This is a genomic window from Gaoshiqia hydrogeniformans (genome assembly GCF_049347105.1).
GTDB lineage: Bacteria > Bacteroidota > Bacteroidia > Bacteroidales > Prolixibacteraceae > Gaoshiqia > Gaoshiqia hydrogeniformans.
Genome location: NZ_CP186334.1, coordinates 429,752 through 443,729, shown reverse-complemented (window position 1 = coordinate 443,729; position 13,978 = coordinate 429,752). Strand labels below are relative to the sequence as shown.

10 protein-coding genes are annotated in these 13,978 nt (G+C 45.1%); 8 read left to right on the top strand and 2 right to left on the bottom strand.

Going from position 1 to position 13,978, the window contains the following annotated elements; genetic code table 11:
- The first annotated feature begins 4 nt into the window (after nucleotides 1-4).
- The 3 genes from ACOIT5_RS01785 (at nucleotide 5) to ACOIT5_RS01775 (ending at nucleotide 5,254) form a co-directional block, all read left to right on the top strand.
- Nucleotides 5-1,435, top strand: coding sequence for a RagB/SusD family nutrient uptake outer membrane protein (locus tag ACOIT5_RS01785; protein ID WP_423128756.1), 1,431 nt, complete (start codon nucleotides 5-7; stop codon nucleotides 1,433-1,435).
- Nucleotides 1,436-1,585: 150 nt separating this feature from the next.
- Nucleotides 1,586-3,082: a calcineurin-like phosphoesterase C-terminal domain-containing protein gene (locus ACOIT5_RS01780; RefSeq protein ID WP_423128755.1), complete on the top strand. Its 1,497-nt coding sequence runs from the start codon at nucleotides 1,586-1,588 to the stop codon at nucleotides 3,080-3,082.
- Nucleotides 3,083-3,127: 45 nt separating this feature from the next.
- The gene (locus ACOIT5_RS01775; RefSeq protein WP_423128754.1) at nucleotides 3,128-5,254 is read left to right on the top strand and encodes a DUF6259 domain-containing protein; all 2,127 of its coding nucleotides are present in this window, start codon (nucleotides 3,128-3,130) and stop codon (nucleotides 5,252-5,254) included.
- A gap of 125 nt (nucleotides 5,255-5,379) precedes the next feature.
- Here ACOIT5_RS01775 and ACOIT5_RS01770 read toward each other — a convergent pair whose 3' ends face one another.
- Together ACOIT5_RS01770 and ACOIT5_RS01765 are read right to left on the bottom strand one after the other, a co-directional pair.
- Complete coding sequence (locus tag ACOIT5_RS01770) at nucleotides 5,380-6,057, bottom strand: HAD family hydrolase (protein ID WP_423128753.1); 678 nt, start codon at nucleotides 6,055-6,057, stop codon at nucleotides 5,380-5,382.
- Nucleotides 6,058-6,060: 3 nt separating this feature from the next.
- Entirely contained in the window at nucleotides 6,061-7,092 is a 1,032-nt protein-coding gene (locus ACOIT5_RS01765; RefSeq protein ID WP_423128752.1) for a GntR family transcriptional regulator, read from the bottom strand.
- Nucleotides 7,093-7,257: 165 nt separating this feature from the next.
- On the opposite strand from ACOIT5_RS01765, the gene ACOIT5_RS01760 reads away from it, so the two are divergent.
- Genes ACOIT5_RS01760 through ACOIT5_RS01740 form a run of 5 tightly spaced genes read left to right on the top strand, consistent with a single transcriptional unit; the run spans nucleotide 7,258 to nucleotide 13,966 of the window.
- The gene (locus ACOIT5_RS01760) at nucleotides 7,258-8,484 is read left to right on the top strand and encodes an MFS transporter (RefSeq protein ID WP_423128751.1); all 1,227 of its coding nucleotides are present in this window, start codon (nucleotides 7,258-7,260) and stop codon (nucleotides 8,482-8,484) included.
- Nucleotides 8,468-9,742 (top strand): DUF4380 domain-containing protein, encoded by a 1,275-nt coding sequence (locus tag ACOIT5_RS01755; RefSeq protein WP_423128750.1) that lies wholly within the window; start codon nucleotides 8,468-8,470, stop codon nucleotides 9,740-9,742. Before ACOIT5_RS01760 ends, ACOIT5_RS01755 begins: the two co-directional genes overlap by 17 nt.
- Entirely contained in the window at nucleotides 9,735-11,177 is a 1,443-nt protein-coding gene (locus ACOIT5_RS01750) for a hypothetical protein (protein ID WP_423128749.1), read from the top strand. The genes ACOIT5_RS01755 and ACOIT5_RS01750 overlap by 8 nt, the downstream gene beginning before the upstream one ends.
- A 52-nt stretch (nucleotides 11,178-11,229) precedes the next feature.
- Nucleotides 11,230-13,083: a class I mannose-6-phosphate isomerase gene (locus ACOIT5_RS01745; RefSeq protein ID WP_423128748.1), complete on the top strand. Its 1,854-nt coding sequence runs from the start codon at nucleotides 11,230-11,232 to the stop codon at nucleotides 13,081-13,083.
- Nucleotides 13,049-13,966, top strand: coding sequence for an ROK family protein (locus ACOIT5_RS01740; RefSeq protein ID WP_423128747.1), 918 nt, complete (start codon nucleotides 13,049-13,051; stop codon nucleotides 13,964-13,966). The genes ACOIT5_RS01745 and ACOIT5_RS01740 overlap by 35 nt, the downstream gene beginning before the upstream one ends.
- Nucleotides 13,967-13,978 lie beyond the last annotated feature (12 nt).

Sequence of the window (13,978 nt, the reverse complement as noted above, 5' to 3'; positions counted from 1 at the left end):
AAACATGAAAAAAATAGTTTATTTATTACTCTTCTCGCTCGGTTTTGTTGCTTGCGAAGATCTTTTAACCGAAGAACCCAAACAAATTGCCGCCGAAACATTCTACAATACGGCTGAAGAAATTGATGCGGCGGTGATTGCTATTTATAATCAATTTCAGTACGGGTTGCGAAAAAACATCCATACGATGGCCGAATCACAAATTGATTATGGCTATGCACGTGGCTCCTATCTGGTCGTTTTCCAGTTTCAGGGACTTGACGCGACCAACATCAACCGGATGTCCGACATCTGGGCCCGGATTTACAGGGCAATTCGAGATGCCAACCTGGTTATACAGAAAGCTCCTGAATCAAAATACGCCAGTCAGGCTGAAATCGATGAATTTGTGGCCGAAGCCAAATTTTTGAGGGCATTCAGCTATGCGCTGTTGGTTCGCTATTGGGGCGCTGTTCCGGTTCGTACCGAAGACAACATGCTGGAACTTGCCGTGCCAAGAACTGCTGCCGCGGATATATACAAGTTTATTATTGACGACCTAAAGGCAGCGGAGATGAAACTGCCCGACACGCCAAAGCAATGGGGAAGGCCAACAAAAACTGCGGCAAAAACAGTGCTGGCTGAAGTTTATATGTTTACGGAAGATTACCCGGCTGCACGTACCAAGGCGCTCGAAGTCATCAATTCCGGAAAACACGACCTGGTGCCGGTTTCCAAGGCAGATGATTTCTACAATCTTTTTGGGGTCGGAGTAAACGGAACGAAAGAAGAAATTTTCTACGTGAAGTTTAACCAGGAATTCGGGAACGACTTTGTAACCATGGGACACTACAATAAATCGCCTTACATGAATTTCAGGGGGCACAATGGATTGTACACCGACTCGGTAACCAATAAATTCGTCAAAAACTGGGACTATAAAGACTTACGAAAAAAGTTAAATTTCTACCACTCGGGAACAGTCAACGGATCGAAAACCACCTTGTTTTACAAGAAGTTTAAAGACGAAACAGCAACCACCAATTATTCGGCAACCGACTTTACATTTTACCGGTATGCTGATTTATTACTGTATTATGCCGAAGCCGACTGCCGCGTAAACAATGGCCCAACCGACGATGGCGTTGAGAAACTGAATATGGTGCGCCGCCGTGCATATGGATATAATCCCAACGCTGTTTCTCCCGTCGACTTCAAAAAAGCCGATTACAACAAGGAAACATTCCTCGATCTCGTCCTCCTGGAACGTGGCTATGAAACTCTTTTTGAAGGGAAACGTTATGCCGATCTGAAGCGGATGGGCAAGTTTGCGCAAACCATATTTGACGCATACGGAATAACCATTGACAACAAAATATTGCTATACCCCATTCCGCTGGACGAAATTAACTTCAACGAAGCGATTAGCGAAACGGATCAAAATCCGGGATATTAATACAAAAAGGAAATCAGGATCAGTTCTTGTACCTTTTAACAATTCTGAAAATCAGGCAGACATGGGCCCGACAAAGGCGCATGTCTGTCTTTCAGTCTGCACAACCTGCGCCTGCGCAACCGAACAGGAACGCATTAAAAACCTATGTAAATGAAAAATATTCTTATTCAATTGGCCATTGGAATGTTCTTTTCTATTTTGACGGCCTGCGGTGAAAGCCCGGCATCTCCAGACGATCCCGGAGATGGCGAAATATCCGGAATGTCTGTTAAAGGCAAAGTTCATCATGCAGGGCAAGGTGTTGCCGGAGTAGTGGTTACCGACGGTTATAACTTTGCCGTGACTGATGAAAACGGAAACTATTCATTGTTGTCTGGGTTAATGGCAACCCATATTTATATTTCGTCGCCTTCCGGGTATTCAGTTTCGGTAACGAACAGTGTCCCGCAATTTTATATCAGTCTGAAAAATGTCAGCAACCGGCAAAATGTAAACTTTGAGTTAGAAAAGTTGAGTGTTCCCGACCAGAAACATTTCGCCATTGCAGTGGGCGACCCTCAGGTACGAAACGAAGAAGAACTGCAAAAACTGAAACCGATACTCGATTACATGAAATCGGATATCAGCAATAACAATATGAATTCCGTTCATCTGATGATTGCAGGCGATATTGTTTTTGATACTCCGCTGATGCACGACCTGAGCAAATCGTATTTTTCATCGGTTGGACAAGCTGTCTACTACGCGATTGGTAATCACGATCATATTCAGAATAAAACTCAGGCAGCATCTGACCTGTACGATAAAAAGGCATCGGATACCTATAAAAGTCATTACGGCCCCACCTATTATTCGTTTAACAGGGGAGAAGTACATTATGTGGTTCTGGACAACATTTTTTACCGTGGTGGGCCCGATACCGATTATTCGACTAAAATTACACAGGAACAGTTGAGCTGGCTTCAAAAAGATTTATCATACGTACCCAAAAACAAAGTGATTTTTGTGATGCTCCACAGTCCGACCAAGTCGCACTATCAGAGTACCTACGGGAATAGCGCGGAACTTCACAATCTGTTAGCCGGCTATAAGGACGTTCACATCATTTCGGGACATACCCATTATAATTCGGTGCTGGTTGATGAAACCGGTATCTCGGAGCATATTGTCGGCGCTGTTTGTGGCGGCTGGTGGGAAGGCCCTGTTTGCGTTTGCGGAACTTACCTGGGCTACAAGATATTCGAGATTGACGGCACAAATGTAAAATGGAAATACCGGGCCTATCAACATCCGGAAAAACAATTTTCGGTTTTCAAGCCCGGGCAAAGGGCGCCGGCGCTTCGTCCTGCCGAAGAATTGCTGGTGAACGTGTGGGACTGGGATGCCACATGGGCTGTGAGCTGGTCGGAAGATAACGGAGTTTCATTCAAAACGATGCCGCGTTTGGCTTCCAAAACCTACGACCCACTTGCTTTCGAGTATTTCGGGGCATCGGGCGATGCCACTTTCCCCCCGGGAAGAACATGGATTGCTGCCAGCCCGACCGATCATATTTTCAGCTGTGTCCCCTCACCGGGGACAAACCGGGTAATCATTAAAGCAACCAATCATTTCGGAGAAGAATTTATAGAAGAGGTGATCCTGTAATTATAGGATCCTGATCTAGTTAATGCAACAAAAACTTGAAAAAATATGACAAAACGAATATTAAAACTTGTCTTCATTTTGGGACTTTTTGTTCTGAACGGAACAGCCCAAAACAGCTATACACTGAAGAATCAGGACATCGAATTTTCAGTTGACCGGCAGGGAAATCTTGTTTCCTTCATAAATCTGCAAACCGGGCAGAATTACGCATCGGGAAAACCGATGTGGCGCCTGTATTTTGACCGCGAAGGTGAAATTGAAATTCAGGTTCTGGCAAAAGATAACCAGCCGACCATCCAACAAAAGGGCGACGAAATTTCATTTGTTTTCAATAACCTGAAAACAAAAAATGAAACATTGAAATTTGCCCTCACCCTGAAAATGACCCTCGAACAGAACTGTATTCGTTTCAGTTCCGAAATTACGAACAACGAACCGCACACCATCATCCGGGAATTGCAGTACCCGTTGGTGGCCAATATTCAGATACCGGACGACCATAAACTTTTATTCACCCAAAAAGGCGGGCACATTTATCTGGATGCAAAAAAGAAAATTTTGTCTCAGGATTATTCTTATCGTGGTCCCGACCATCATTTTCGTTCGCTCAATGTTACGTACCCGATTGGCGTAGCTGCAAATTGTTACGCGCTGATTGGCGAAGAACAAGGACTCTACTTTGGGAGCCACGACCCGATATTCCAATTCACCTGCCATGGCGTTCGCCTGTATCCTGATGTAAATGGAAATTTCGACGAACTGGAAACCGGCCTTTACAAATACCCAAATTGCCAGTTTGGTGAGTCATGGAAAAACAATACCAATGTGGTTGCCCCGTATAATGGTGATTGGCATCAAACATCAAAATTATACCGGGCATGGGCCGATACATGGTGGAACCATTCTGAGCCTCCGCAATGGGTAAAAGAAATGGTCGGCTTTCAACGCATGATACTGAAACACCAGAACGGTGAAAAACTTTTCACCTACGATGAATTTGCCACCCGTATCAAAAAAGCAGGAGAAAGTGTTGGGATCAAAACCGCATTTCCATTTGGATGGTGGAACAGTGGCATGGACAACGGCTATCCCGATTCGTATTTCGAAACCGACCCCGAACAGGGTGGCGACAAAGCATGGAAGCAGGCCGTGGCCGATTACCAAAAAGACGGCGGAAAAGTAATCATGTACTACAATGGGAAGTTAATTGACAAGGAAAGTAATTACTATGTAAACGGCGAAGGAAAAGAGGTTTGCTACCGGAACAGTTCGGGAACAGAAATGAACGAAGCCTACAAATTTCCGGGCGAAGGAACTTTCTCGGGAGACTTTAATCCGCGTTCGTTTGTGGTCGCTGTAGCCAATGACCCACGCTGGCACCAGCAACTGGTAAAAATGGCCGACCATGCGTTTGAACTGGGCGCCAACTGCGTTTTTTACGACCAGATGGGCTATGCCGAAAGCACTACCAACTGGGACCGGAGCAAAGAATTCCCGGTTCCCGACTTACGGGTAATTGCCAACAAAGCGGAAGCAATGAGAAAAATTCACGATTACATTGACGCACGCGACAAAGAAATGGCCATCGGTGTAGAATGGATTACCGATGTTACCTCTCAAACGGTCGATTTTGTACATGGTATTTTTGGGACCGGAACGAGCGCAACCGGGAACAGCCATACAAACTTTATCGACTGGTTCCGTTACACTTTCCCCGAAATTATTATCACCTTTCGCGATCTCGACGGTAATGAAACAGATGTGGAGTGGCAAAGCAACCGGGCTGCCATGCTCGGCCTCCGGGCGAACGTACAAACGTTTCGTTTACGCGGATTGATTGACGAAACACCGCGTCTTCAGCAACATCTGGCCAAAGTGAACCTATTGATAGAAAAATACAAATCGTTTCTTTTATTAGGAACTTATCGCGACACGGAAGGTTTCACTAACGACAACAACATGGTTGAAGCCCGGAGCTATACCAACGGCAACCAGATGGCCATTGTAATGACCCACAAGTCCAATAAAACGCTTTCTGCCCGGGTAAATGTTCCAGGTTATCGTTACCTCGAATCGGCAGGTATTGGCGAAACAAAAGTGGAAAACCAAAGCAACGTATCCATTGGCGAAAACGGCCTGCTGGTATTGGTTTATGAAAAAGAAACGGATTGATTGTCAGGTTGAAAATTCCTGATGGTTCAGGAGGAAATCCCGAGATTTCAGCCAACTGGCTGGTTGGCTGAAATCTCGACACCCAAACTCCAGCTGGCACAACCTGGCAATATTGAAATAGTTCTTTAACTGATGGATAAATAATCGATCAGTTCATACAACGAATGAACTGATTCACAACCGGCGGGATTTTGTGATTTTTTTCGGTTGAGCCATATCGCTTTCATGCCGGCATTATTTCCTCCCAGATAATCGTTCTCGTACGAATCGCCGATAAAGATACAGTCGGATGGGATTTGACCTGCTTTTCGAAGGGCTGCATCAAAAATTTCTTTTTGCGGTTTGGAATGGCCAACGCCTTCCGAAATAATAATCGGATCGAAATAGTGGATCAAGCCGTTTTTTTCAAGTTTGTACGTTTGGTCGGCAACCGGTCCGTTGGTAATAATACCCATCCGGAACTCTTTCAACTGCTCCAAAACAGGGATGGTCTCAAGAAACACCTGGCAAGATTCCACAAAATGCCGGTGGTATTTCAGATAAACCGGAATCGTTTCCTTTTCCGAAATTTCCTTTCCCGAAAGGCTGAAAAGTTCCGCAATTCGCTTTGTCCGCTGCTCTGTTTTGCTTATTTCATTTCTGAAAAACAAATTCAGATAACGGTCGGTAATGCCCATCCATTTGCTGAATAGTTCTTCCGGGTTGGTATCCAACGAATACTCGGCGGCAATTTCTTTCAATGCCACTTTGTGTGCCGACTCACTGTCGAGCAAGGTGTCGTCAATATCAAAAAAAATCATCATCGTTTAAAATGTATTTCTTCTAATCAAACGAAAATTACAACGTATTTTTTTCATCGATTTTTTGATGATCATTTTGGCGGCCAGTTCACCCATTTGCTGAAAATCGGTTGAAAAAACCGATAGCCCGTCAAGGATAATTTCGTTGATGGGCGACTCGTTATACGAAATAATGCCGATATCTTTCCCGATGATGCAGCCTTTCATTTTTGCAGCCCTGACCAGTTCGATCAATTCAATATCCAACTGGCTGTTGAGAATAAGAAATACTTCCTGCTTCTGTATCTTGTCGATGTTAATATTTTTATGGATTTCGAAGTTGACCTGGTTTTCGTGACAAAACTTCTGAATTCCTTTCTCAATCAGCGGGGCGTACAAACTGCCTGGCATGGAAATAACATTCAGTTTTTTGAAATCTTTCAAAACGTCAATTCCCTGGTGAAGCCCGTCAGCAATATCTTGTTCAAAGTTCTGATAAACCGATCCGAAATTTCCGGTAAGCCCTTCAATCAGGTGGTCGAGCAGGATCAGCTTCCGGTTGGGTATTTTCCGCAGGATTTTAATTACTTTTTTCTGAATATCAGGCTGGATCGGAAAATGAGGCGTAATAATGTAGTAATCGAAATGGTCGAGATTTTCATCGATAAAATGCTCAAACAGATCGATGTCCTGGTTGTGCAGGCGGATGGTAATTTCAGAGATGTCCCCGGCGTGTGTGGCAAACGAGCTGAACAGCACTTGTTTGTAGGTGCTGATTTTGTCAAACAGCAACAACACTTTTATCTTGTTGTCGCCTTTGTTGGTCACATAAAAACCTTTTCCGTGTGCAGATTCAATAATACCTTTTTCGCGCAGAATGGAATACGCTTTTTTTACCGTTTCCTTCGAAATCTCCAGTTCACTTGCCAATTCATTCATCGAGGGAATAAATTCCCCTTCGCTGTATTGACCGGAAGAAACCAGGTCCTGAATGGATTGGATAAGCTGTTTGTAAACAGGAGTTTGTGAGCTTTGGTCTACCTCAATCTTTAGTTTCATGCCTTAATGCGTTATTAACCGATACTGCAAAATTAATTTGCTTTCTGTTGCAAATGTAATAAAAGTAAAATATATTTGCACCACACTACACCACAGTATAATTTTACTTTGATGTAGTGTGGTGTAAATATAGCCATATTTTAATAAGCAACCGGAGGTGTAAAAATGAAAGAAAACAAACAATACAAATGGGAAGTACTGGCTTTACTGTGGATTGCCTTTTTCTTAAACCAGGCCGACCGGCAGGTCTTCAATGTGGTGTTGCCACTCATTAAAGCCGATTTGCATTTAACCGACCTTCAGATTGGTTCCATTGCCACCGCTTTTAACCTGGTCTATGCTTTACTGGTACCGTTAGCCGGTTACATTGGCGATATTTTCAGTAAAAAATGGATTGTGACCATCAGCATCCTGTTCTGGAGTATTGCCACCATGTTTACCGGTTTGAGCAACGGCGTGCTGATGCTGGTGCTGATGCGGAGTATTGCCACCGGTGGCGGCGAAGCCTTTTTCGGCCCGGCCAACTATTCGTTGCTGGCACAATACCATAAGGGGACCCGCGCATTTGCGATGTCGATACACCAGACATCTTATTACATCGGGATTATCCTGAGCGGTTATATTGCGGGTTATATTGGCGAACGGTACGGATGGCGAAACGCTTTTTATGTGTTCGGCGCGGTTGGGGTCATACATGGTATCATTTTAATCTTCAGGTTGAAAGATAAAAAAGGCCATCCCGAAGAAACGAAGGCTGAAAGAGTCCGGTTATGGGAAGGCTTTAAAATTCTTTTCAGTACGCCAACAGCGCTGATGCTCACTATCGGGTTCAGCGGGTTGATTTTTGTGCTGACCGGCTACCTGACCTGGATGCCGACCTATCTTTACGAAAGATTTAACATGAGCCTTTCGTCAGCCGGATTTCACTCCATGTTTTACACGCACTTGTTTGCCTTCATCGGCGTCATTCTGGCAGGGAAATATTCCGACAGGTTTGCAAAAAAGAATCCGGCCTCACGAATGATGATGCAGGGCATTGGCCTGTTGATTGCAGTTCCGTTCATCGTGATGATGGGGCATTCGGGTGTGCTGGCAACCATTTATATCGGTTTTGCCGGCTTCGGTTTTGCCCGCGCTTTTTTTGACGCAAACACCTATACGGTTTTATACGATGTAATTCCCGAAAAATACCATTCATCTGCATCCGGTGTCATGATTATGACCGGCTTTTTGGTCGGCTCCATGTCGCCCATTGTATTGGGATACATGAAACCCATATTTGGCCTTTCGTTCGGCATTACCATGTTGGCGGCTATCTGGGCTGTTTGTGGACTGCTGTTGGTTTTTACATCAAAATATTTATACAAGAGAGATTATGCCCGGGTTCACTAACTACCGAAACTGGAACGTTTGCCTGCTAAAAAACCAACGGATAAAACTGTATGCAACTCCGCAATTGGGTGGCAGGTTGATGCAGATGGAAATGGAGGGGCATGAATTTTTCTTTGTCAACCCGTTACTGGCAGGCAAAGAACCGGATTCGACGCGTTTGGGAGCGAACGGCGCCTGGCTGAATTTCGGCGGCGAAAAAATATGGCCGGCCCCGCAGGGATGGAATTCCCCCGACCAGTGGCCCGGCCCGCCCGACCCGGTACTCGACAGTGGCAATTACACGGCTGAATTCAGAAATAAAAAGGAGTTAAAATTAACCAGTCCGGTTGACCCCTATACCGGACTGCAAATAACAAAAGAAGTATCGGTTGCTGAAACCCGGACAGAAGTGAAGGTACTTGTTACCTTCAGAAATATGGGCAAAACCAGTAAACGCTGGTCGGTTTGGCCGGTATTGCAAATGAACACTCCGGAAGAAAATGTCGGACAATATCAGATTGTTTGCCCGGTAAACCCTGAAAGTAAATTCAGCAAGGGCTACAAAGTGATGCATGGGCTGGTAAACAACCCGCAATATTCACTGAATGCCAACGGAAATGTGCAGGTCGATTATCAATATCTGGTGGGAAAAATCGGGTTGGACCCCAACTCCGGCTGGGCCGCTTTTATAGACAAAAAATCAGGAAAAGCGCTGATTCTGATGTCTCAGTTTCAAAAAGGAAAGCTGTATCCGGAAGACACATCGTTTCAGGTGTGGACATCGGGCCGCGGAATGGTTTATTCGAGAAACGTCATCCGCCAGCACCCCGACGACAAAAAGCTGAACCCGCCCTACATGGAAATGGAGCTGCTTTCGCCGCTTCAGGAGATTGAACCCGGGAAAGAAATTCAGTACGAGTACAGTATGCTGGCAACCACCATTCCGGCAAACGAAACCGCAGAAAGTGCCAATGAATTGGGGGTGATTGCAAAACCGCTTAGCGCGAAGCCTGCGGAAAATGGAATTTTAATACAGGCAAAATATGGTGTTTTTTCGGAAGGAATACTGAAAATATGCCGAAAAAAACAGGACGAAAAAGCGCCTGCCTGTCTGCACGAAACAGAAGTCAACCCATCGGAAGCGGTTGATATTGATTTTCTCACAAACGAGTCAGGTTCAAAATCGGAAGTAACCATCACGGCTGATTTTTTTGACCGCGAAGGGCATTTTTTAGGAGAAATAGACAAATTAAAAATGAAAAGATATCGTTATGAATAGTAAAAAATTTGAAAAAGCCAGGGCAGGCTTACTGCTGATCGCTTCTCCCCGGTTTAAAAACCTGGGCGAAGGGTTATCGCGTGGCACATACCACGAACGGAAACAAAAAGACGTGGACGAGCTGATTGACTCCCTTCAGGGTTCATTGGAACTGGTGCACCCCGGAATTATTTACAGCCGGGAAGACATGGAACAGGCCATGAAACTTTTCTACAATGAAAAAGTCGATTTTATTGTGGCCAACTTCCTTTCCTGGTCCGAAGATTTTGCATGGATCCGCTTTTTGCGCGACATGCCTGAAATCCCCATCCTGTTTGTAAACATCGCCAAAGACAAGGTCTCGTTCGAGGACACACTCGATGAAGACGATTTTATCGACTACCTGTGTGCGGGCACCCTGGTTGGTTCGCTCGAAGGATCGGGCTCGGTTCCGCGTACCGAACGTAAAAACCTGAAAACAGTGATGGGCAGCAAGGCTGAAATTCACGATGAAATTCTTTCTTTTGCCAAAGTAGCCTGGGTCCGCAGCATCTTGCGCAACTCCACGCTGGGGCTGCTGGCCAACTACAACGAGGCCATGTGGTCAACCTACATCGACCCTTACAACCTGTTTACCCGCATCGGCCCCGAACTGCGCTTCATCACCTACAATGCCCTGAATGAAGAGATTGAAAAGGTGACGGATGAAGAAGTAAAAGCCTACAAAGCGGAACTGGAAGCCAAACACCCAGTAATGGAGGATGTGGACGATGAGAAATTTTACGCTGCCGTGCGCGGTTCGCTGGGGCTTGCCAAACTCACCGAACGGCTGGGTATCGACATCATGGTTTTTAACGATATTGATGTTGCTATGTTCGAACTGATTGGCCACCGCCCGAGTTTCTATCCGGAAACTTACGAACGTTTGAAATCGGTTTTGGTTCCTGAAGCCGATATGGGGGCCGGCATCATTACCTACGTCCTGAAACTGATTAGCGGTAAACGTGTCAATTTCATCGAACCTTTCCATATCGAAGCGGAGAAAGGCACTTTTGCCGGTGGACATGCCGGTCCAAACGACCATACCGATCCCGATTTTCAGAAAAACGTTATCATTTCGCGAGACGTCCGCTTTGCTAAAACCAAATACAAATACGCCGGGGCGCCCTTTGCCTGGTACCGCATTTCAGCCGGACGCAAGACCATGACCCAGTTGGTGGAAGCAAACGGAAAATATAAGCTGGTTGCAACATTGGTCGATTCGCTGGAAGGCAAACACCTGTTCGCCACCTATTCACACAGTATTTTTCGCCCGGTGGTTCCGGTGAAAGAATTGTTTGAGAAAATTCTGAAAATCGGTACGACCCAACATTTTGCTATCGTGGATGGCGACTACCGGAAAGAGCTTTCCACTTTCGCCGAAATGATGGGATTTGAATATTACGAAATAGCATAAATAAAAGAGAATAAGATTATTAAAATTAAAGGAGAGAATTGAAATGAGTTTCATGTTTAACCCACACCCCTACGATGACCCAACAGCGGTCAACCGGCCCAAACTTTCGGCTGAAGTAATTAACTCGATTGTTTCCGGCACGAAAGAAACTGCAGCCTGCCTGACCAATGCCATCGTCAAAAAGTTAGAATCAGGCAATGTGGTAATCGCATTGGATGGATATACCGGCGCCCGGTTCGACCAGACCATCAACCTGATTTCACAAAACCTCAAACTAAAATCAATCGAAGTAAAAACGTTCGATTTTAAAAATGTGCTGAAACCGGCGGCTGAGCTGGACGAACTTTTTGCTGAAAACCTGAAGGAAGACAAAGAAAAAGACCCGGTTTTGCTTTACGGGAAACTATTTAAAGGCAGCTACGAAGATTTATTTGATGCTGAAAAACTGGCGCAGTTTGAAGTCAAAATCAAGGAATTCAAAAAAGAAGGTGGCCAAAAAGTTTTTATTGTTTCCGGGCTGGGTTGTACGATAAAAATGTTCCGCCCCTACTACGATTTGGTCAGCTATTTCGATGTAACTCCGAAGGAAGTAATCCTGAGGGCGCGGAAAGGCATGTTTGCGAACCTGGGCGATTGCACGGCAAAACCCATCAAAGCCCTTCTGAGAAGGTGTTATTACATTGATTTTGAAGTGGCCGGCCACCTGCGCTGGGACTTAATCAAGAGCAACGCCATCGACTACTACATTGCCGGTAACGATTTGAATAAATTGCAGTTAATTCCGAAAGAATCATTCAGCGCCATTACTTCGGCTTTGGCAAAATGCCCGATGCGTTGCAAACCGGTTTATATTGAAGGAGTTTGGGGTGGCTATTACATTAAAAAACTCAGAAACCTTCCCGACGACATGATCAATGCCGCCTGGGTGTTTGACCTGATACCGCTGGAAGTCAGCATCGTGGTCGAAGCAGGCAAGCAACTGCTCGAATTCCCGTTCTTTACTTTTGTACAAAAAGAAGGCGAAGCGTTGATGGGCGCCGATTGTGTGAAAAAATTTGGTGGTTATTTTCCCATCCGTTTCAACTACGACGACTCGTACCACAGTAGCGGAAACATGTCCATACAGGTGCATTCAGGACACAATTACAACGTCGACAATTTTGGCGAACACGGACGCCAGGATGAAAGCTACTATATTGTAGCCACCGGACATGGCGCCAAAACGTACGTCGGGTTTAACGAAGATGCCGATCCGAAAGAATTTATCCGCGAAGTAAAAAAATCGGAAAAAGAATTTACGCCGGTCGATTACCAGAAATATGTCAGCCATGTCAAGTCAGTGCCGGGAATTCAGGTCATGTTGCCTGCCGGGACCATCCATTCATCGGGCCGCAACCAGGTGATTCTGGAGATCGGAAGCCTATCGATTGGTTCATATACCTACAAAATGTACGATTACCTGCGCTCCGACCTCGATGGGGTGCCCCGCCCGATACACACCTACCACGGAGAAAAAGTGTTGCGTACCGAACGCACGACTTCATGGGTAAAAGAAAACCTGGTTCAGGAACCGCGCCTGGTGGAAAGCGGAGACGGTTGGGCCGAATACATTGTGGGCGAACACGACCTGCTCTATTTCAGCCTGCGCCGCCTCGAATTCGAGAAACAGATTGAAGGCAATACCAACGGAATATTCCATGTGCTGACCCTGGTTGATGGCGAAAAAGTACAGGTGCAGTCGTTGGACAACCCCGAACTGAGCTATACGCAAAACTACCTCGATGTGTTGGTCGTTCCGGCCAATATGGGGCGTTATGTGATAAAAAATCTGGGCAACCAGCCGGTATGTATGCACAAAACTAGGTTAAAAGATGGCTTCACCAATGACTGCGTACTTGATTATTGATGCCGGAGGAACTTTTCTGAAATCGGCCATATTGGATTCCCGGGGAGAAGTTTTCCCGGGATCGGCTCTTTCTGTTGAGTCATTTTCAGATGGTTCAAAAGAAGAAATTCTTCAGTCTTTTCAGGAAATTATCTCGAAAGGGCTGAAGTTCATTGGAGAGAAGGAGATGAAATTGAAAGGCGCCGGGATTGCATTTCCCGGCCCTTTCGACTTCGAAAAAGCTACTCCGCTGATGAAACATAAGTTTCAGGCGATTTATGGGCTTGATCTGCGAAAATATTTTTATGAAGCGACCGGGATTTCACGCGATATTCCTATCAAATTTATTCACGATGCCAATGCGGTGTTGGTGGGCGAAATATGGAAAGGCAATGCGCAAGGATTTAAAAATGCTGCCGTGGTGACCCTCGGTACCGGACTTGGATTTGCCATTTCAAAAAACGGAGAAGTGCTGTGTAATGACATCGGGGGACCATATCTGTCAATTTTTAAAATCCCGTATAAGGATGGCATTTTAGAAGATTATACTGCAAAACGAGGATTCCTGAAAATCTATCATGAATTGAATGGGGTAGCGGAATCAAACGAAATAACGGTTGAAGATATTGCTGTTTTGGCAGAAGTAGGAGAGCAAAATGCGCTGCAAACATTTCGAAAAGTTGGAGAAATTCTATCAGGATCATTAAAAGAAATATTAGAAGAAAATAAGATCGAGTGTCTTCTGTTCAGCGGGCAGATTTCAAAATCATTCAGGTTTATACAACCAACATTAGAAGAAGGTTTTAAAAACGTAAATTGCCTTAACCATCTTGCTGTTGTTAAAAGCATTGAGCATGCCGCCTTATTAGGGGCTTTAAAAAATTTATTACGGGAAACCCGGTAAAGCCAACGAGTA